This window comes from Psychrobacter sp. JB193 (assembly GCF_002285555.1).
In the GTDB taxonomy this organism is placed as follows: domain Bacteria; phylum Pseudomonadota; class Gammaproteobacteria; order Pseudomonadales; family Moraxellaceae; genus Psychrobacter; species Psychrobacter alimentarius.
In genome coordinates, this window is sequence record NZ_NRGY01000001.1 from 966,653 (window position 1) to 985,883 (window position 19,231).

Annotated in this window: 17 protein-coding genes; 6 read left to right on the forward strand and 11 right to left on the reverse strand. The window is 43.4% G+C overall.

Annotated features, from left to right (window positions below; genetic code table 11):
• On the reverse strand, nt 1-348 hold the full coding sequence (locus CIK80_RS04135) for a proton-translocating transhydrogenase family protein (protein WP_218830319.1): 348 nt from the start codon (nt 346-348) through the stop codon (nt 1-3).
• Between the two features lie 101 nt (nt 349-449).
• Nucleotides 450-1,604, reverse strand: a complete 1,155-nt coding sequence (locus CIK80_RS04140; RefSeq protein WP_095568974.1) for an NAD(P) transhydrogenase subunit alpha — start codon at nt 1,602-1,604, stop codon at nt 450-452.
• A gap of 461 nt (nt 1,605-2,065) precedes the next feature.
• Between CIK80_RS04140 and yaaA the strand changes: the two genes are divergently transcribed.
• Entirely contained in the window at nt 2,066-2,878 is an 813-nt protein-coding gene (yaaA, locus tag CIK80_RS04145) for a peroxide stress protein YaaA (protein ID WP_095568975.1), read from the forward strand.
• 160 nt (nt 2,879-3,038) lie between these two features.
• Here the strand turns inward: yaaA and CIK80_RS04150 are convergent, their stop codons facing one another.
• Together CIK80_RS04150 and CIK80_RS04155 are read right to left on the reverse strand one after the other, a co-directional pair.
• Entirely contained in the window at nt 3,039-4,217 is a 1,179-nt protein-coding gene (locus tag CIK80_RS04150) for an aromatic amino acid transaminase (protein WP_218830305.1), read from the reverse strand.
• An 18-nt stretch (nt 4,218-4,235) separates the two neighbouring features.
• A complete protein-coding gene (locus CIK80_RS04155; protein ID WP_095569521.1) occupies nt 4,236-5,105 on the reverse strand; it encodes a DMT family transporter in 870 nt (289 codons plus the stop codon).
• A gap of 195 nt (nt 5,106-5,300) precedes the next feature.
• Between CIK80_RS04155 and CIK80_RS04160 the strand changes: the two genes are divergently transcribed.
• A complete protein-coding gene (locus CIK80_RS04160) occupies nt 5,301-5,756 on the forward strand; it encodes an Lrp/AsnC family transcriptional regulator (protein WP_095568976.1) in 456 nt (151 codons plus the stop codon).
• 563 nt (nt 5,757-6,319) lie between these two features.
• On the opposite strand, the gene groL is transcribed toward CIK80_RS04160, so the two are convergent.
• Together groL and CIK80_RS04170 are read right to left on the reverse strand one after the other, a co-directional pair.
• Nucleotides 6,320-7,969 carry a chaperonin GroEL gene (gene groL / locus CIK80_RS04165; RefSeq protein WP_087040787.1) on the reverse strand — a complete coding sequence of 550 codons (1,650 nt, stop codon included), beginning with the start codon at nt 7,967-7,969 and terminating at the stop codon, nt 6,320-6,322.
• 110 nt (nt 7,970-8,079) lie between these two features.
• Entirely contained in the window at nt 8,080-8,370 is a 291-nt protein-coding gene (locus CIK80_RS04170) for a co-chaperone GroES (RefSeq protein ID WP_010196840.1), read from the reverse strand.
• Nucleotides 8,371-8,940: 570 nt separating this feature from the next.
• Between CIK80_RS04170 and CIK80_RS04175 the strand changes: the two genes are divergently transcribed.
• Complete coding sequence (locus tag CIK80_RS04175) at nt 8,941-9,705, forward strand: DUF3108 domain-containing protein (protein ID WP_095568977.1); 765 nt, start codon at nt 8,941-8,943, stop codon at nt 9,703-9,705.
• A gap of 113 nt (nt 9,706-9,818) precedes the next feature.
• Here CIK80_RS04175 and CIK80_RS04180 read toward each other — a convergent pair whose 3' ends face one another.
• Nucleotides 9,819-10,304, reverse strand: coding sequence for a hypothetical protein (locus CIK80_RS04180; protein WP_062843969.1), 486 nt, complete (start codon nt 10,302-10,304; stop codon nt 9,819-9,821).
• A 68-nt stretch (nt 10,305-10,372) separates the two neighbouring features.
• On the reverse strand, nt 10,373-10,990 hold the full coding sequence (wrbA, locus tag CIK80_RS04185) for an NAD(P)H:quinone oxidoreductase (protein WP_095568978.1): 618 nt from the start codon (nt 10,988-10,990) through the stop codon (nt 10,373-10,375).
• Between the two features lie 313 nt (nt 10,991-11,303).
• Between wrbA and CIK80_RS04190 the strand changes: the two genes are divergently transcribed.
• From CIK80_RS04190 to CIK80_RS04200, 3 genes are all read left to right on the forward strand, one after another.
• Nucleotides 11,304-12,893, forward strand: a complete 1,590-nt coding sequence (locus CIK80_RS04190) for a YhjD/YihY/BrkB family envelope integrity protein (protein ID WP_095569522.1) — start codon at nt 11,304-11,306, stop codon at nt 12,891-12,893.
• Nucleotides 12,894-12,996: 103 nt separating this feature from the next.
• Entirely contained in the window at nt 12,997-14,616 is a 1,620-nt protein-coding gene (locus CIK80_RS04195; protein WP_095568979.1) for a DUF2254 domain-containing protein, read from the forward strand.
• Nucleotides 14,617-14,735: 119 nt separating this feature from the next.
• Nucleotides 14,736-16,010, forward strand: a complete 1,275-nt coding sequence (locus tag CIK80_RS04200) for a sodium:proton antiporter (RefSeq protein ID WP_062843966.1) — start codon at nt 14,736-14,738, stop codon at nt 16,008-16,010.
• 260 nt (nt 16,011-16,270) lie between these two features.
• Here CIK80_RS04200 and CIK80_RS04205 read toward each other — a convergent pair whose 3' ends face one another.
• The 3 genes from CIK80_RS04205 to CIK80_RS04215 all read right to left on the reverse strand — a co-directional run bounded on the left by CIK80_RS04205 (nt 16,271) and on the right by CIK80_RS04215 (nt 19,156).
• Nucleotides 16,271-16,819 carry a DUF2127 domain-containing protein gene (locus tag CIK80_RS04205; protein ID WP_095568980.1) on the reverse strand — a complete coding sequence of 183 codons (549 nt, stop codon included), beginning with the start codon at nt 16,817-16,819 and terminating at the stop codon, nt 16,271-16,273.
• The gene (locus CIK80_RS04210; protein ID WP_095569523.1) at nt 16,812-17,906 is read right to left on the reverse strand and encodes a dihydroorotase; all 1,095 of its coding nucleotides are present in this window, start codon (nt 17,904-17,906) and stop codon (nt 16,812-16,814) included. The genes CIK80_RS04205 and CIK80_RS04210 overlap by 8 nt, the downstream gene beginning before the upstream one ends.
• A gap of 176 nt (nt 17,907-18,082) precedes the next feature.
• Nucleotides 18,083-19,156: an aspartate carbamoyltransferase catalytic subunit gene (locus tag CIK80_RS04215; protein WP_095568981.1), complete on the reverse strand. Its 1,074-nt coding sequence runs from the start codon at nt 19,154-19,156 to the stop codon at nt 18,083-18,085.
• Between the last annotated feature and the right edge of the window lie 75 nt (nt 19,157-19,231).

A 19,231-nucleotide genomic window follows, 5' to 3' on the forward strand; every position in this document is an offset into this window, starting at 1 on the left:
TCATGCGTCGCCTCCAGTTTCTTTTGCATTAGTTTCAAGAGCAGGGGCTTTTTTTGCTTTGGGTTTGAACATCGCCAGCATACGCTCAGTCACAGCAAAACCGCCAAAGATATTGATACTGGCTAAAAAGACCGCGAAGGCACCAAGTAAGCTGGTTGGCGTAAACATCGAACCATCAATGGTAACTGTCTGTAGCATCGCACCCACGATGACGATACTTGATAGAGCATTGGTTACCGCCATCAATGGCGTGTGCAATGCAGGGGTTACGCCCCAAACGACGTAGTATCCGACAAAAACCGCAAGTACAAATACCGTAAAAATCGCGACAAAGGGTGTGCTACTCATGGCTGCACCGACTGGTGCGGCAGCTAAAACAGTGGCAATCATCTTATCCTCCTAAAAATTTATTCGTGTCTGGCAAATGTGTAATAGCAAACCATCCAAACTTAGCGCTTGGCAAGACGGAGCTGACCTTCGTGCGTCACGGCCAAGGCTCCTTGAATCTCATCTGCCATGTCTAAGTTGAGTGCCAGTTTATTCACTGAAGCCTCATCTATACTGGGCGCAAGCAAAGTCGTAATAAAGTTAACAAGATTATTGGCGTATAAATCTGAGGACTGCGCAGCAAGCATTGAGGGAATATTGGCTGCACCAACGATACGTACACCGTTATCGGTAGTAATGGTTTGATCAGGGAGACTGCCCTCTACATTGCCGCCCGTCCCTGCTGCCATGTCGATCAATACCGAGCCTGCTTTCATCTTGGCAATCGTGGCCCCGTGCACCAAGCGCGGTGCTTGTCGACCGGGGATTTGTGCCGTTGTAATCACGATGTCAGCGTTGGTCAAGGCTTTGTCTACCACTGCAGCTTGGTCTTTGATGTATTGCTCTGAGGGCGTCCATGCATAACCTCCCGTTGCTTTTGCTTTTTGTGCTTCATCTGCACTCATCGGTACATCCAGCCATTTACCCCCAAGTGACTCGACTTGCTCTTTTGCCGCAGGACGCAGATCACTGGCCTCTACTACAGCACCTAGACGCTTTGCCGTCGCAATCGCTTGTAGACCGGCGACACCGACACCCAAGATGACCACTTTGGCTGGCTTGACCGTCCCTGCTGACGTCATAAACATAGGAAATGGACGTGAGTATTCATTGGCTGCTAGCAATACCGCTTTATAACCAGCAAGGTTGGCCTGTGATGACAAGACATCCATGTTTTGTGCGCGTGAAAGGGTGCGAGGTAATAGCTCCATCGCAAATGCTGTTGCCCCTTTAGCAGCATAAGTGTCGAGCTGAGTATTACGATAAGGGTCGAGCATACCAACGATTACTTGACCAGAGGTTAGGCTGTCCGTTGTCGCTGCTGGCAAGTCATGGACTGTGGTAATAATTTGCGACTGTGTGACGACCTCAGTACTACTCATGGCAATATCGGCACCTGCGGCCTGATACAACTTATCCGCGTAATATGCCGCTTCTCCTGCTCCTGACTGCACGACCACGTCGAACCCAAGTTTGCGCAACTTTTTAACCGCGTCTGGGGTTAGCGCAACCCGACTCTCACTCGCACTATCTGCACTGATTACACCAATTTTCATATCGTCTCCTTACTCAAGTCCAATGATTGACCCCAATATCCTCAACGCACATTTAAAAAGCACAGGGACAAAAAAGCTTTGGTCAGAACGGACACTATGTATGACCAAAGCTTATCAATTTAATAAATGATAGATAGTTTTCCATCACTCCTTTTTATTATAGAGACATCATCCGTCAACTTTCATTGCCAAATGATGACTTACAAGTAAATAAAAAGTTAAGTATTTACACCATAGACATAACTTTTATTGTTATATTAAAAATTTTATCTTTCTACTAGACGCTGTGCTTCATTGCAGATAGGCTCACCACTTGATGGTAATTTTTTACACATTTGTGAAGATTGAGGAACACCTAAAACGACTGCTCACAAATACAGTTGACTCTCTGAGTGTCGTATAATAAGAAAACCTAATACTTTGATCAGTCAGTTATTGATTCACTTTAATAAGGAATAACGATGTATTTTTTGCTCTCCCCTGCCAAATCTTTGAATGAAACAGATGCGATACCGCTAAGTCTGGGTAACTATTACAGTCAGCCAAAGCTGATTGAACATTCGCAGGATTTGATGAAAATATTAAAGTCAAAAGAACCGATGGATTTGCAAGCACTTATGAGTATCTCTGATGATTTGGCTCAGCTTAATGCCGAGCGCAATCAACAGTGGCGTTGGAGTAAAGAGCAACCATTTACCGATGACGCAACGGGTAATCTAGCGAAGCCAGCGGGTTATTTATTCGATGGCGACGTTTATACGGGCCTTGATATGTATCATATGGACAAAGAGACCGCTATTTACGTCAATGAGCATTTGGGGATTTTGTCAGGGCTTTATGGGGTATTGAAGCCGTTAGATTTGATTCAGCCTTACCGCTTAGAAATGGGTACCAAGCTAAAAAACGAGCGCGGTGATAATCTTTATGACTTTTGGGGCGAGAAAGTGACTGACGTTATCAATGCTCGTATGGCAGATAGCGAAGATAAGACCCTGATCAATCTGGCTTCTAATGAGTACTTTAAAGCAGTAAAGAAAAAAGCCATTGATGCTAATATCATCACGCCACGGTTCGAAGACGAAAAAAATGGCACGTATAAAGTGATTAGTTTTTATGCCAAAAAGGCACGCGGTCTTATGGTGAAATATGCTGCAGATAATAAGCTGAGCAATGCGGAGCAGTTAAAAGATTTTGATTTGGCGGGTTATTATTACTGTGCAGAAGCGTCTGATGATAAGACGTGGGTGTTTAGAAGAGATGCGGCGGATCAGTAACTTGATATAAAAACCATATTTACTACAGTCGCTAGAAGCATGGCACTCAGGGCTTCTAGCGACTGTATTACATCTCCTTTAATTGAACGGATCACAACAGTCCTTCTTGCTGTTGCGATTGATGGCTAAAACCATTGCCTTGAACTATAAAGATGATTCTTTAACGTGAAATAATCGACATGATAGCGTCAGTCAGTTGGGGAATTTCCGTCATTTTTAAACCTGCAATATTGATTCTGCCATTTGGCATGCCGTAAATCGCGAACTCATCTTGCAATATGAGCATTTGATTTTCTGTTAGCGGTAATAGAGAAAACATACCTTTTTGATGCGAAATGTCCAAAAACTCTGCGGGTGCATCCCTATCTTTTAAGGCTTTGCCTAACGCTTGGCGAATAGTATCCACCCTATCACGGTAGCTTGCCAGCTCGACTAGCCAAGCGTCTGGTTTGTCTAGTAAATGAGAAGCAACTGCGGCACCGTGATTGGGCGGCATGGAGTAGTTGGCGCGTGTGATGGTTTCTAAGAGTGTCTGTATATCTGCGTGACGCTCACGGTTCGTCGTTACCACCGTGGCAATACCAGTACGCTCATTGTATAGACCCATATTTTTTGAACAGCTGGCGGCGATAAATGCAAAGTCAGAGTCTTTAATGATTAGACGAAGCCCTGCAGCATCGGTATTAGGATCACCTCCAAAACCTTGATACGCCATATCAATAAACGGGACAATATTTTTCTGTTTACATTTATCAGAAAACCGTTGCCACTGCTCTAAAGAAGGATCTATACCGGTAGGATTGTGGCAGCACGCATGTAATAACAACACGTCTCCTTCTTTTGCTTTTTCTAGCGCGGCAAAACACGCATCAATATCTAATTGTCCATTTTTATTTTGCCATGGATATGTATTAACCGTTAACCCAGCACCTTCCATCAGCGGACGATGATTTATATAGCCAGGGTCACTGATCCAAACGGTTGAATCTGGAGAGAGCGTGGCGATCACATCAGCAATGAGTCGTAGCGCCCCTGATGCCCCAACCGTCTGAATCGTGCATTGGTTGTTTAGACTTGGACTGTCACCTAATACAAATTTTGCCATTTGTTGATTAAAATTAGCGTTACCCGATAGCATGCCGTAAGCCTTTGAATGAGCTTCATGAGCAAGATGTATTTCTGCGTCTTGCACGGTTTTCATTACAGGCGTATTGCCATGCTCGTCTCGATAGACACCAACCAATAGATCTATTTTATGTTTACGCTGGTCAGCGCGAAACCTACCCAACAATGCCCATAGTGGATCACCATTGATAATGGGCATATTATTTAACATCATGATAATTCCTCAATTAATTTATTTCGCTCGATTGGACAAGATAACACCAATGGTACTGAGTACGATGCCGCATATCATGATGACTGATAGAGACTCATTGAGTATTAACATAGCGAATATAGCAGTTAGTCCTGGGGACAACGAGCCAAGTAATAAGGTACGAATGGAGCCTAATTGTTTGACAGCATAAGAAAATGCAATGGTTGATACCATCCCTACACCAAGTCCTTGTACTAGGATAAATGGAAGCGCGTCATCAAAAGATACAGAACCTATATTTGTCTCCATAATGCCAGACATAACCATCACTAATGTCAGAAAAAACGAGGTATAAGAGAGCACGATAGCGATAGCTATTGGACTTAACTTGGTACTTTTTAACCCTAAAGTGTAACCCGCCCAAATCAGGCTTGCCATCAATAGCAATCCTACACCGTACAGAAGACTATTCGGTATTGCCTGTGCATGCCCGCCAATCATCGTAGCGATACCAAAGAGAATAAGGATTAATGCGGCAAATTTTCTTAATGATATTCGCTGACGATAAAAAATAAAAGACAGTAAGGCTGCAAAGAAGACTGGTGTCCCTGTCAAAATAGTACCCATGTAAGCTGCTGGCACCGTACTTGCACCAAAAGCCGCCAACAGAAGAAAAGGTACGCCGCCAAATAAAATAAACATGATGTCTGGCAGTCTTATATTTTTGATTTCATGCCAACTAGATAGTACCCAAGGGGTCAACAAAACCAGCGGTACACTAAAGCGAATGAGCACGACATCGGCAATGCTTAGCGACGACTCCCCAACCGCTCGCACAGTCAACGCAAATCCTGACCAAATCAACAATACAACGCTCATAGCCACATAGCCTTTGGTTAGTGGCGACATTATAAACAAAGGATTTTTGCGTGATGAGGGATGGAATATCGTATTCATAGTCGTATCTTATACTGGTATACAAAGACCAATTATCGATTAAAATACGCGCTTTTATCTCTATTTATTCATTGCAATTTTGCAAATATTTGGTGGATAATGCCAATTAAATCAAAATTATTGGCTTAAAAAACCAAAAGGTAAATTATGGACAAAATCGACCGTCATATCTTGGAGGTGCTTCAAAAAGAAGCGCGCTTATCTACGGCGGAACTGTCCGAACGAATAGGGCTGTCGCCATCTCCTTGCGCACGGCGCCTAAAACGTTTGGAGGATGAGGGTTATATAGAGAACTATCAAGCGAACGTAAACAAAGCCAAAGTGGGTATTGCGATGAGTTTCTTTGTGGAGGTCAGTCTCAACAGCCACCAAGAAGACTCTATTGCAACCTTTGAAAAAGCCCTGTCCGATATGGACGAGGTCATCAATGGACATGTGGTATCAGGTTCTTACGATTATTTATTAGAAGTGGTAAGCCCCAATCTTGATGGTTATGAGCGGTTCACACGTAAGCTACATAAGCTTGCTAGCGTAAAAGACATACACACTCATTTATCGGTGAGAAAGGTAATCCATAAGACGACTTTACCTATTTTTGTGTGAGATTTTTCCATACCGACTCAGAGCACAATGTTTCGCTCGATAATTAGTGAGTAGCAAGACCCATAATGAGTTCATTTGGATTTGATAGAATATTGCTATGATAAAGAAGTGTCTGATAGTCCAACATCGATATTTAGAGGAAATACGATCACAAAATAATATTTATGAATAAAAAAAGGTACGCAGCTTCCCAAGCTACGTACCCTACTCTTACCGTTCTAACAGCAACCAGTAAACTATAAGCGCTATCATAAGAGCAATTGGATCAAAAGACACCATAAAAGCAGTATACAATGTAACCAAAGCACCTATACGAACAGTTAGAGCCGCTGAACCCGTCAATATCGGTTGTGCCATAAGACACTCCTATAACGTTGCTTCACGTCTCATGATGAGTCGGGGTAAAGCAGCTCAGACTTTGCTGTCTATTCTAGTTTAACTTCAACCAGTCATATGGTGACAGCAACCCGACTGGACGGTTGACGGTCAATAGAAATATCTACTGACCGTGCATTCTTTTAAAACTAGTTTAACTTCGTCATTCTAATATATCTAGGCATAAATTACATCATGCCGCCCATTCCACCCATACCGCCCATTCCACCAGCACCGCCCATGCCAGCCATACCATCATCTTTCTCTGGTAGGTCAGTAATCATGGCTTCAGTGGTTAGCATGAGACCAGCAACAGAGGCAGCGTTCTCTAGTGCTGAGCGAGATACTTTTGCTGGGTCAAGAATACCCATTTCAAGCATGTCGCCGTACTCACCAGAGGCCGCATTGTAACCGTAGTTACCTGTACCGTTTTTCACTTCATTAACCACAACTGATGCTTCTTCGCCAGCGTTGGTAACGATTTGACGCAATGGCGCTTCCATCGCACGACGTAGGATATTGATACCTGCGTCTTGGTCATCGTTGTCGCCTTTTAGCTCAGACAATGCATTCATGGCACGAACCAATGCAACACCGCCGCCAGGTACAACACCTTCTTCAACCGCTGCACGAGTGGCATGTAGCGCATCGTCAACACGGTCTTTCTTCTCTTTCATTTCAGTTTCAGTGGCTGCACCAACTTTGATAACTGCTACGCCGCCTGCCAATTTAGCAACACGCTCTTGTAGCTTTTCTTTATCGTAGTCAGAAGTAGACTCTGCGATCTGACGGTTGATAGACTCAACACGGTTTTCGATGTCAGCTTTGTTACCAGCGCCATCAACGATCACGGTGTTTTCTTTACCAACAGTGACTTTCTTAGCTGTACCCAATTGCTCAAGCGTTGCAGTCTCTAGGCTTAGACCAATCTCTTCAGAGATTACGGTGCCGCCCGTTAGCGTTGCGATGTCTTCTAGCATGGCTTTACGACGATCGCCAAAACCTGGTGCTTTAACGGCACAAGTTTTCAAGCCGCCACGCATGTTGTTCACAACTAGGGTTGCCAATGCTTCGTTTTCTACGTCTTCAGCGATGATAAGCAATGGCTTGCTTTGCTGCATGACTTGCTCAAGTAATGGCACGATCTCACGGATGTTACTGATTTTTTTGTCAACCAATAGAATATATGGATTTTCAAATTCAGCAGTTAGGCTGTCTTGTTTGTTTGCAAAGTACGGGCTGATATAACCACGGTCAAACTGCATACCTTCGACAACTTCTAGGGTATCTTCAAAGCTTGAACCTTCTTCAACCGTAATAACACCTTGCTTACCAACTTTTTGCATCGCCTGCGAAATCAACTCACCGATTTTGGTGTCTGAGTTAGCAGAGATAGAACCTACTTGCGCGATGGCTTTTTCGTCATCAGCTGGCGTTGATAGGTTATGGATTTCTTGAACAGCTGCACGAACGGCTTTGTCGATACCGCGCTTAAGATCCATTGGGTTCATGCCAGCAGCCACTGACTTCATGCCTTCTTGCAAGATTGACTGAGCCAATACAGTTGCAGTCGTTGTACCATCACCAGCAACATCATTAGTGCGGCTAGCCACTTCACGAACGAGCTGCGCGCCCATGTTTTCGAATTTATTTTCAAGCTCGATTTCTTTGGCAACCGAGACACCATCTTTAGTTATGGTTGGTGCGCCAAATGATTTATCGATAACCACGTTACGGCCTTTAGGGCCTAGAGTAACACGTACTGCGTTTGCTAGGACGTTTACGCCGTCCATCATTTGTTTACGGGCATCAATGCCGAATTTTACGTCTTTTGCCATGGTAAATTACTCCATTATTATAAGTATGAGAATACAATTGAATGATTCGTTCGTATGGTTATGAGTATTTTTAGCTAAAAAATGGTCAGCCAAAATATGCTGTTAAACCATTAGCCTTCTAACACGCCCAATACGTCAGATTCTTTCATAATCAATAATTCTTCACCGTCAACTTTCACTGTTTGACCAGCATATTGACCGAACAAAACTTTGTCGCCAGCTTTTACATCTAATGCGCGCGTTTCGCCATTGTCACGAATTTGACCATTACCTGTTGCCAGCACTTCACCTTGTGATGGTTTTTCTTGGGCTGAACCAGGAAGTAAAATACCACCAGCAGTTTTTGTCTCTTCTTCTATGCGGCGGACGACAATACGGTCATGTAAAGGACGAATGTTCATCGATATGACTCCAAAAATTGGTTATTTGAATTAAGGGTTTATTTGAATAAATACTCTCAATGCCAATATCTATCAGAAGTTCTGTATAAAACAGTATTCTAAAGATAAGCCTTGAGCTTGTTTCAAAAAGTGGGGGCAGGACAAGTGCGGTTCAAGTGTAAAGCTCAAAAATTTACAAGATTTTTTGTACCTTTGATTTTTGTACTTTTGAAAGATTGTCTCGCTTTTCGCATTTCACAAAATTCAAAAATCCACTTGTCGAAAATCCCTTGAACAAAAATGGTGATAACGCTATGAAACAAACCAGTGAACGAGCTGTAGAATCTGTCTGATACTCTATTTATCGATTTTCATTATGTTGATAATGCGCCACTTATTATGAAACCAATGGTTCCAGCTTTAGCGGTAACATTGGCTACAAGAGCCAAACGACAATATGTCTGGCTACTCTTGAAAAGGTAGCCAGACATGGCCATTATAGGTGTCAAAGTTATTAAAACAGCCCAACGCTATTAAAAAAATTCCCATCAAAATCTAATATGTCGTATAGAAACCGATCAAGGAACATTCATGAGATTTTTATCAATGAACAAAGCATCTCTTACCGCTAATGACAAACAGCGCAGCAAGTCTAAGATTTTGACTGCCTTGACCACAGGCACCAGCATTGCTGCTATCGGAGCTTTAAGTATGACTGCCCCTACACTTGCTAACGCAAAAACCGTTCAGCCTTCAAGTGCCAATTATAGTTTTACAGTAGAAGACAAATATAAAGGAACAGCGACTCGCACGCTAAACCAGTCAGGTAATACGTGGAAGTACAATGTGAATGCTAGAGTTGCAGGCGTGGCAAGTGCCGCACAAAGCAGTACGTTTACCATTAACGGTAATAACGTCGTGCCAACTCAAGCCCAAACTACCTATAAACTGCTCGGTCTTGGTCGTACTCATAAGCTAAACTTTAACCCAAGTGCCAAAAAAGTTACGAGCACTTATAAGGGCAAAACAACGACCATGAATATGGCACAACAAGCATTTGATGACTTGAGCCTCGAAGTGCAAATTCGCCAAGACCTACTTAATGGTAAATTCTCTGGCAATTATTACATGGCAAAAAAAGACAAAATAGAAAAAACCCCTTTTAAGAAGTCTGGTAATACCAAAATTACCGTACCAGCTGGTACCTTTGATACGGTACGTGTTGACCGTATCCATGAAGATGACAGTCGCTCTACCAGCTTTTGGCTAGCCCCAAGTTTGGATTACTTACCCGTAAAAGTCAGCCAAATTAATGATGGTAAAAAAATGGACTTAGAATTAACTAAAGTCAATTAATAGAAGCAGCTATCCCTTTGAAGGTTTGAGATTTTTAATCTCAAGAGGATAGGCAATAAAAAAGCGGCGTTCTATATTAGAGCGCCGCTTTTTTGTATGGGAGGATTGATCGCTTATGAACGCGGCTGTTTTACCACGTTATTCATCGAGGGCAAACGTTTGAGTAAAATAAACAACCAAATGTTAATCCCCAATAATAATAAGAAGTCGATTAAATAAACGCCTATCTCAGCCCAACTACTACCATAAGCACGTGTAAATAACACCACACCACTGGCACCCAAGTACACCAAGGTAAACATACTGGCTATTAACAATGCATAAGGCGAGCGTCCTCGTACTATCCATGGCGTCAAGATAAAGGCGGGCACTAACCACAATGCTTGCCATGCGACACCACCAACAATGTCAGGATTGCTCGGATTAAAAACGCTAATAAAAACAGGCAATCCAATGAGCCTATAAATCAGCCAAGCTAACCAAGTCATCAGCAAACGCTGACGAATGGGAGCAATAGGTTTTTTAGCCTTAGCAGGTTTGCCTACTCTTTTTTCAGGCGGGGTAATATTTGTCTCGCTATCGGAGCGGTTGGTAACCATTGGATGTATTTATTTCCTAATTAATAACGCAGTGCTTCATTACTCTCATATTACCATATGATAGTGGCTTAACGACGCCAGTTGGCTTGTGCCAAAGCAGTTGCACTAATGGCCAAACGGTGACCTTGAGCGATTGCCAGCTCACGCTCATCGGCAGTGATGGGTTGATCATGCGCAGCCCCACTAACATGACTGGCACCATAAGGCGTGCCACCTCGATCTGTACGATTTAGGGCTGGTTCTCCATAAGGTACACCAAGAATAATCATGCCGTGATGTATCAGTGGTAACATCATTGTCAGCAATGTCGTCTCTTGACCACCATGCATCGAACCTGTGGCAGTAAACACGGACGCTGGTTTATTTTGTAAATTACCTGCCAACCATAGCGTCACCGTATTGTCCCAAAAATACTTCATAGGCGCAGCCATATTACCAAAGTGCGTTGGGCTACCGAGCGCAAGGCCGCTACAATTTTTTAGATCATCCATCGTACAATAAAGATCACCCTCGTCTGGTATCGCAGGCTTACTTACGGTGGTTTCAGGTGCCACTGTTGGTACAGTGCGGATACGTGCGTTCATTCCCGCATCTTCAATACCTTGAGCGATAGCATAGGCCAATGTTTTAGTCGTACCATAACTGGAATAATAGAGTACTAAAACATAAGGGGCAGTCTGACTCATTAGCAACACTTCCTCATAAAATCGTTCACGTTATTATTGATAACCATCGTCTACATCGGCTTATTTTTATGTTTGCCAATCAGACTATTATCGACCTGTCATATATCAATTCATAGTCAGCCGTTTGCACCATAGAATTGCGTATGCATTATGCCCGAGTCTTTCCCTGACATGCAAACCACCCTGCTTTATATTATAGCTCTTAAGAACCGATGGCAGTCACCACTGTGCATTTTGACACAATTAAAGGGCAGAAGATAATGGCGTATCTTTGTTACACTATTGTCACTTTATTGCTTGCTAAATGGTCAACATGGAAAACTTAACAAAAAAACTCCCGTTTTTGAATCAACGCTGGTTTCAATTCTTGCGATTTTTAACGCGGCATTTTTTTGAGGACAATTGCCAGCAAAAGGCGGCATCGCTGACGTACACTACAATGTTATCCATTGTACCTATACTGACGGTACTGTTGATGATTTTATCTTCTGTGCCTGCGCTATCCTCGGTCAGAGCACAAATCTATGAGGTTATTTATAGCAACTTGCTACCACGGTCGAGCATGCAGGTCAGCGAGTATATCAATAGCTTCGCTGAAAAATCGTCCAATCTGACCATCATCGGTGCCCTCATTTTATTTCTAACGACCATCTTGACGCTAACGACCATCGAGCGCGCATTTAATCAAATATGGCGGGTAGAAAATCGGTCAGGCGGTATCAAAAGCATGATGCGGTATTGGACCATCGTGACTATGGGGCCCTTAGTGTTAGGCACAGCCTTTATTGCTTCAAGTACGGTACAGAGCCTAAGTTTTCTAAACCGACAGATCGCAGGTTATGGTATCGATTGGTCTTTTTGGGTACAAGCCGTATCGATAGGTATTACGTTGGCGGGCTTCATTGGAATGTATTGGTTCATTCCTAAAGCGCGTGTACCTGCAAAGAACGCCGCTATTGCAGGTATATTTGTGGCCATTGTATTTGAATTGATGAAGTACCTTTTCGGTACTGTAATGGCTAACTTCACCAGTTACGAAGCGATTTATGGCGCTTTTGCTGCCCTACCCATCTTTTTATTATGGATCTTTTTATCATGGAACCTGATTTTATTGGGTGTTGAGATTAGTTATACCTTGACGATTTTTGAGACCGAAGAGGTGTATCCTCGTCACCCGTTACTCAGTTTGCTTGATATGCTCAACTTGGTATATACGCACCATCTAAAAGGTGAGGCTGTCAGCGAACAGGCGCTGCGTAATGTCTTGGGACGTAAGGAGCTGCCAAAATGGTATACCTATATCAACTATCTACAAGACAGTAATCTCATTACCATGACTGAAGATGATGATTATGTGCTCAAAAGAGACTTGAGCAAAATGACATTGTGGGATTTTTATCGTACGTTACCCTACCCTTTGCCGATCAAAGATGAATTCGATGAGATGACAACAGAAGATCAAAAACCTTGGCTAAGCCTTTTGGTCGCGCGTTTTGAGAATACTGAATCTTATGCTAAACAACAATTAAACCTGCCTCTGAGTACTATTTTTGCCGACAGTGAACCGCGTAAAAAAGCCGACTCCGATGAAGAAAACGCGCTCAAAGGTCATAAAAATAATTTGTTTAGAAAGACCAATAACAAGATACCACCAGTCAGTTCTGCCTCGAAGTCCCCTTCAAATCTCGAAAAGTCGCCACACTTTGATCCTGCGACTTATGATAAAGAAAGCGATGTCGAGTATGACGAGCATAATAATGAAATATTGATTCCTATGGACGCCAACGAGGTTCATGACAAACACCATTCTGAGACAGATACTACCAGACGCGATAATCACAAACGTTCTATCATTACTGAAGCGGATAACCCCCAGCCTTATCAGCCAAATAAAAAAGCCTGAACTGATGTAGAGCTCAATATAGTATGAGGCTCAAAACAGACTGATAACATGGCAAACAAGCCTTATCTCTATTGTATGATTATTTTTGGATATTTTTTAGCTTATGACAGTAAATAAAGACGAGACAAAAAGCTTGTGGATGCGATTTTTTAATAGGGTTCAAAATATACCCAAGTCGTTCATTCAGCTATGGTCGCTCCAGACATTGACTGATTTACCGGATCGACTTAGAAATTTGTGGCAGCAACTTATCGGCTCTTACTGGTTTATTCCAACGGCCTGCGTACTTGCAGGACTGTTACTTGCGCCTTTATTATTGACGATTGATCAATATTTTGATCGGGAAGCGGTGAGGAAGATTACGTTTGCGTTTACCGGTAATGATGATGCTGCACGCGCTATCATGACGTCGATTGCAGGGGCCGTTTTAGGCGTAGCAGGGACCACGTTTTCTATTACCATTGCTGTACTATCCATGGCCTCGTCTCAGTTTGGTCCACGGTTATTGCGCAATTTTTTGACAGATACACCAAACCAGTTTGTATTGGGTGCTTTTATTGGCACCTTTAGTTATAGCCTGCTCGTACTAAAGTCTATTCATAAATACGACGTCGACTTTGGTGTCCCGCAATTAGCAGTGACTTTTGCCATTATCATGGCTATTATTTGTGCGCTTTTACTGGTCTACTTTGTCCAACATATGGTTCACGCCATTCAAGCATCACATGTCATTCAAGGTGCTAGTAATGAAGCCATTAAAAATATTCACTATTGGTATAGCGATCGTTGCGAGATTCAACATCAGCGTGATATTGAACATCAAGACCTTCAGACGTTTCATACATGGTCTTCGACACCCATTTACCCATCAAGCTCAGGTTATGTTCAACAAATCTATCTTGAGTCACTGATCACTCTGACTCAAGAGTATGGCGGCGTGGTACAAATACAAGTCAATACGGGTGATTATGTTACCAACCAAAACGTTATTGGGTATTTTTACCAACGACCAGCCGATCATGCCAGCAACCAGAAAATCACAGACTTGCCTAATTTGGCTGTTTTGCCGCGCGCACCTGATGGCGAATTTTGGCAGCGGTTTGCAGGCTGTATACGACTCGAACAACGATTGTCACATTCTAATGATATCTCTTATAGCTTAAGTCAAATGACTGAGATTGCTGTGCGAGCTTTGTCTCCTGGTATCAACGATCCAAAGACGGCCGTCAACTGTGTACAGTCTTTGACAAGTTGCCTGAGTATCATGATGCGCCGTCAGCCACCCACTTCTTATCACTTTCATGTTCCAACGCAAGAAAACGAAACGTCAGAGACCATAGACCAAGCACAACGCCTTTCCATATTGGCGGTGGTGACTTATATACCTACGATCTTGGACTTTATCAATATATCGCTTGGTGAGATACGTCGTTATGCGGCAACAGATCTGATGGTACTAAAAGCCTTGTGTCAGGCAATGGTCAATCTAAATTATTCTTGCGTCAATCATGCCCAGCAACAAACACTCCTGCATGAGCTCGAGTTGATTAAACGGGCAGGAGAAGAAAATTTAAGCTATCAAGAATTGGTGGATGATTTGATGGAGATGTGCCAACAAGCAAAGCAATTCATTCTTGATGAGGACGCCCAACACAAGCACTTCCATTATACCAGCGATTTTGCCGCTCACATTCGTCAGTCGCTACAAAAACAATCAAGCTAATCATTACACGACTGGCGATCCTCAGACTTGTATAATGTTATGACTTATACAAATATGCTGGCATCATTACTATAAGTCCTAGGCTTAAGGCAATTTCATATTTATACGAGACCCACTTTATGGCCACTGCAAACAGCCTCACTATTCTTGAAATCAGCGCCATATTTTTATCGATTACTGCTTCACTGTCTTATATCAATCATCGCTTTATTGGCCTACCGACCACGATTGGTGTCATGGCTATTTCCATATTGTTGTCTATCGGAGCGATATTTTTAGGCTTTTTGGGGTTTGATCAGCTCATTGATTATGAGGTCAGTCTATTAGAGCAGCTTGATTTTACCGAAGTATTATTAGATGGTATGCTCTCCATGCTGTTATTTGCAGGCGCTTTACATGTCAACATTGGTGATTTAAAACGTTATAAGCTGCCGATTGGCATTCTTGCAGGGCTTGGCACCATCGTATCGGCTTTACTCATTGCCATTGCTATTTATTTTATGTTGCCCCTATTTGGGTTTGGTCTACCTTTTATTTGGTGCTTACTGTTTGGGGCTCTGATATCGCCCACCGATCCTATTGCGGTCATGGGTATTCTTGCTTCAGCTGGCGCGCCAAAAAGCGTTGAAACTGTTATTTCTGGCGAATCATTGTTTAACGATGGTATTGGCGTGGTCATTTTTGTGTTATTGCTTGGCATCTTAGCCAGTGGCGACATCCCAACGGTCAATTATGTAGCACATACATTAGCGGTTGAAGCTGGTGGTGGTATTCTTTTTGGCTTGGTACTTGGGGCAATCTTGTATTACTTGTTAAAGAGCATTGACAGCTATCAAGAAGAGGTATTGCTCACCCTAGCGGGCGTCATCGGTGGGTATGCATTGGCGAGTCACTGGCATTTATCAGGCCCACTCGCTATGGTTATGGTGGGTCTTATGGTTGGCAATCGTGGGCGGGCGCTTGCGATGAGTGATAAGACGCGGCATTACATCGATTTGTTTTGGGAATTGGTTGATGAGATTTTAAACGCTATCTTGTTTGTTCTCATTGGTCTAGAAGTGGTGATGATTGTATATTCAAGCAATTTATTTATCGCAAGCGCATTGACCATCATCATTGCCTTGGTGGCGCGTTTCATTGTCGTGGGAATGACTACCAAAACCTTTCATCGTCAACTGGATTTGCCAACTGGGGCTTGGAAAGTATTGACATGGGGCGGACTGCGTGGCGGTATTTCAGTCGCTTTAGTATTGCAGTTACCGATGGGCGATGAGCGTGATATTTTATTGGCACTTACTTACGCCGTCGTCATATTCTCTATTTTGGTACAAGGATTGAGTGTTGGCCGAGTGGCAAAAAGTATTCGTCCTGATGACAAAAAAGCCAGCGTATAAATAGAATCTCTGTACCAAAAAGCATTTGCAGTATAGTCGAGTCTAAATAAAACAGATACCTTATAAGACAACGCTGAACTGGAATGAATTTTTTTGGCTTGCTGTGCCTTCGCAGACAGAGGCTGCAAAAAACCCATTCCAGTCACGCTGTATCGGTTTTATACCGAACTCACTATAAAAAGCCAGCATAGAATATCGTCTATGCTGGCTTTTTGGTAAATTTTGAAGCGTATTGACCACATTTCAATATCTACAATGTTCTATATCAAACCCTTTCGCTTCATATTACGATATACCACAATAACGATCAAAACATTTAAGACCAAGATGGCAAAGTTAAACCAATCAAACGGATTGGCTAGCAGATAATAAAGCTCAATAGGGATAAATATACCGTAGCCAAGCACACCAAACCAATACGCCCATGTTCTATCCTGCCACAGCCCATAAGCCTCAACGAAGCGTAAACTGGCATAAGCCACAATCAATAGTAAAAATACTGGCCAGTTTTTGCTGGCTTGTTGAGCAACTTGTACCGCACTGTCCACTTGAGGTGCCAATAGCTGACCGAATCTTCGCTGCCAAAAATCCGCAATCATTGTCAACCAGTGATCAAGGTTGGTATGCCACGACCATAACGCCATTGCCCCTAGCAGTGCGCCTACCCCTTTAACCACCTCATAGATTGCCACCGCTTTGATGGACTCACTAGAAGTACTGCACGGGCTTTCATGCTGGTCACGTAAATTCGGCTCATAATCCTTCGAGGATGGCAGCAGATTGTCATCTTGTCGGGGCAAATTAGCCAAAGAAAGTCTCCACAACACGGCCTTGTAGTTGTTGGTTAAAAAATGGCGTGTTTTTGCCGCTTGATAGCATAGATTGTGCTGTCACTTGCCATTCTATATTAGGATCAACCAAGACGGCCCCACCAATTTTCTCGTACTGCTCACTGATCCCAGCAATTTTAGCAGGATTCAGACAAATTTTATCTACTAACTGCTCTAGCGTAAGGAATTCATCATGCACCAGCTGACAAGCCAGCGCCATAAACGTATCGAAGTTTGAGATACCAGGTGTACTCTCAGCAAACGGCGCTTTTTTAGCTGTGCTATTTAGTGGTTCGTGATGACTACAAATGGCATCAATCGTGCCATCTTTTAGACCCCGTCGAATGGCTTGTTGGTCAGTATTACTGCGTAGTGGTGGTAACACATAGGCTTGTGCGTTAAACCCTTCTAAATTGTCATCTGTCAAATAGAGTTGATGCATGGCCACATCACACGTCACAGGCAGACCTTTGTCTTTTGCCCAGCGCATCAGCTCGATGGAGGATTTGCACGACAATTGACTAAAATGCGCCGCGATTCCTGTCTCTTCAACCATCAATAACTGGGTAGACAACGCCACCGTTTCAGCAATCCATGGAATACCTTGTAACCCATGATAAGACGCAATATAACCCTCATGCGCGACCCCATCTCCCGACAAGCTTGGCTCATCTGGATAAAAGAAGACTTTCATGCCAAACGTCGCTGCATATTCTAGAGTACGTAACAACACCAAATCATTACGGAACGGTCTGCGCGCGTTAGAGACAGCGATACAGCCACCTTTTTTTAAGCCTGCAATATTGGAGGGTTGCTCGCCTTCTAACCCAGCGGTCAATGCACCCAAAATATGTAAGTAAATGCCACCATCATCTAGCGCACGCTCACGCAAGCCTTTTAACAAAGACCCATTTTCTAGGATAGGATTGGTGTCAGGTGGAATCACCACATGCAAAAAGCCATTGCCACGAGCCGCGCGACCTTCTGATTCTAGCGTACCGTGTTGCTGTTGACCCGGTTCACGTAAGCGCGCGCACAAATCAACCAATGGAGGTAGTAACCACATTTCACGCTCAGTTCCGATTGAAGCCAGTTTGTCTGTGACAGCATTTGGCAGAGCGTTCTTAATGGTTTGAGGAAGATGATCTCGTATTGGTGCTTCAGTATTGAGCAGAGTAGACATGAGCGTTATTACCGTATCGATAAAATAAAAGGAATAAGAATAAAGTGGCGAGTAAAATACTAACTGTTGCCTGCTTGATGCGCGCGTTGGCCTTCCATCGCAAGCGACAGTACGGCCATACGAATCGCAATACCGTTATTCACTTGCTTTAAGATCACCGATTGCGCCCCGTCAGCCACGCTCGATGCAATCTCAACACCGCGATTCATCGGCCCAGGATGCATAACCAACGCATCAGGTTTGGCAAGTGCCACGCGCTCAGGCGTGATGCCATAGTGTTTGTAGTACTCACTCGACGACGCTAATAAAGGCGAACCGATACGCTCATTTTGGATTCTCAATCCCATAATGACATCGCAGTCCGTCACACACTCATTCATATTTTCATAAACGTTTACCCCATAACGCTCAATTCCTTTAGGCAATAACGTAAGCGGCGCACAGACACGAATATCCTTAACACCCAGAGTCTGCAAGGCACTGATATCAGAGCGTGCTACTCGTGAATGCTTGATATCACCAACGATAGCCACTGACAGCTCTTCAAATGGACGCGGCGCTTCTCGATGAATGGTCAGCATATCGAGCATACCTTGGGTCGGATGCGCATGCCAGCCATCACCGCCATTGATGATGGCAATATCAGGCGTCACTTCTGTGGCCATAAAATGCGCAGCGCCAGATGCCGAATGCCGTACCACAAAAATATCTGCCGTCATCGCTTGCAAATTCCATAGCGTATCGCGTAGGCTCTCCCCTTTTTTGGTACTGGAGCGTTCGATATCGATGTTTAATACATTGGCGCCCAGACGTTTTTCAGCGACCTCAAAGGTGGTACGAGTACGAGTCGATGGCTCAAAAAACAAATTCATCACCGTATAACCTTCAAGCTCAGGACGGTTGATCAATTGCCCTTTATCATCAAAAAACGTTTCTGCTTTGGCAATAATGGCTTGCAACTGTGCCTTATTCAGACCTTCAACACCCAAAAAATGGCGAATACTACCATCAGTATTTAGCTGTGGACGACTCAGTGAAGTATTGAGTTTTTGGTGAATGGCATTGGAATCGAGTGTGGCATAATCAGTCGACAAGACCGCATGTGTTGAATTGCTATCGGGAGAATTTGACATAATGGCAAGTCTTTATTGTGGGTTTATATGAGTCTATCGTAATCACTTATTCATTTTTATTCGAGCACTTACGGT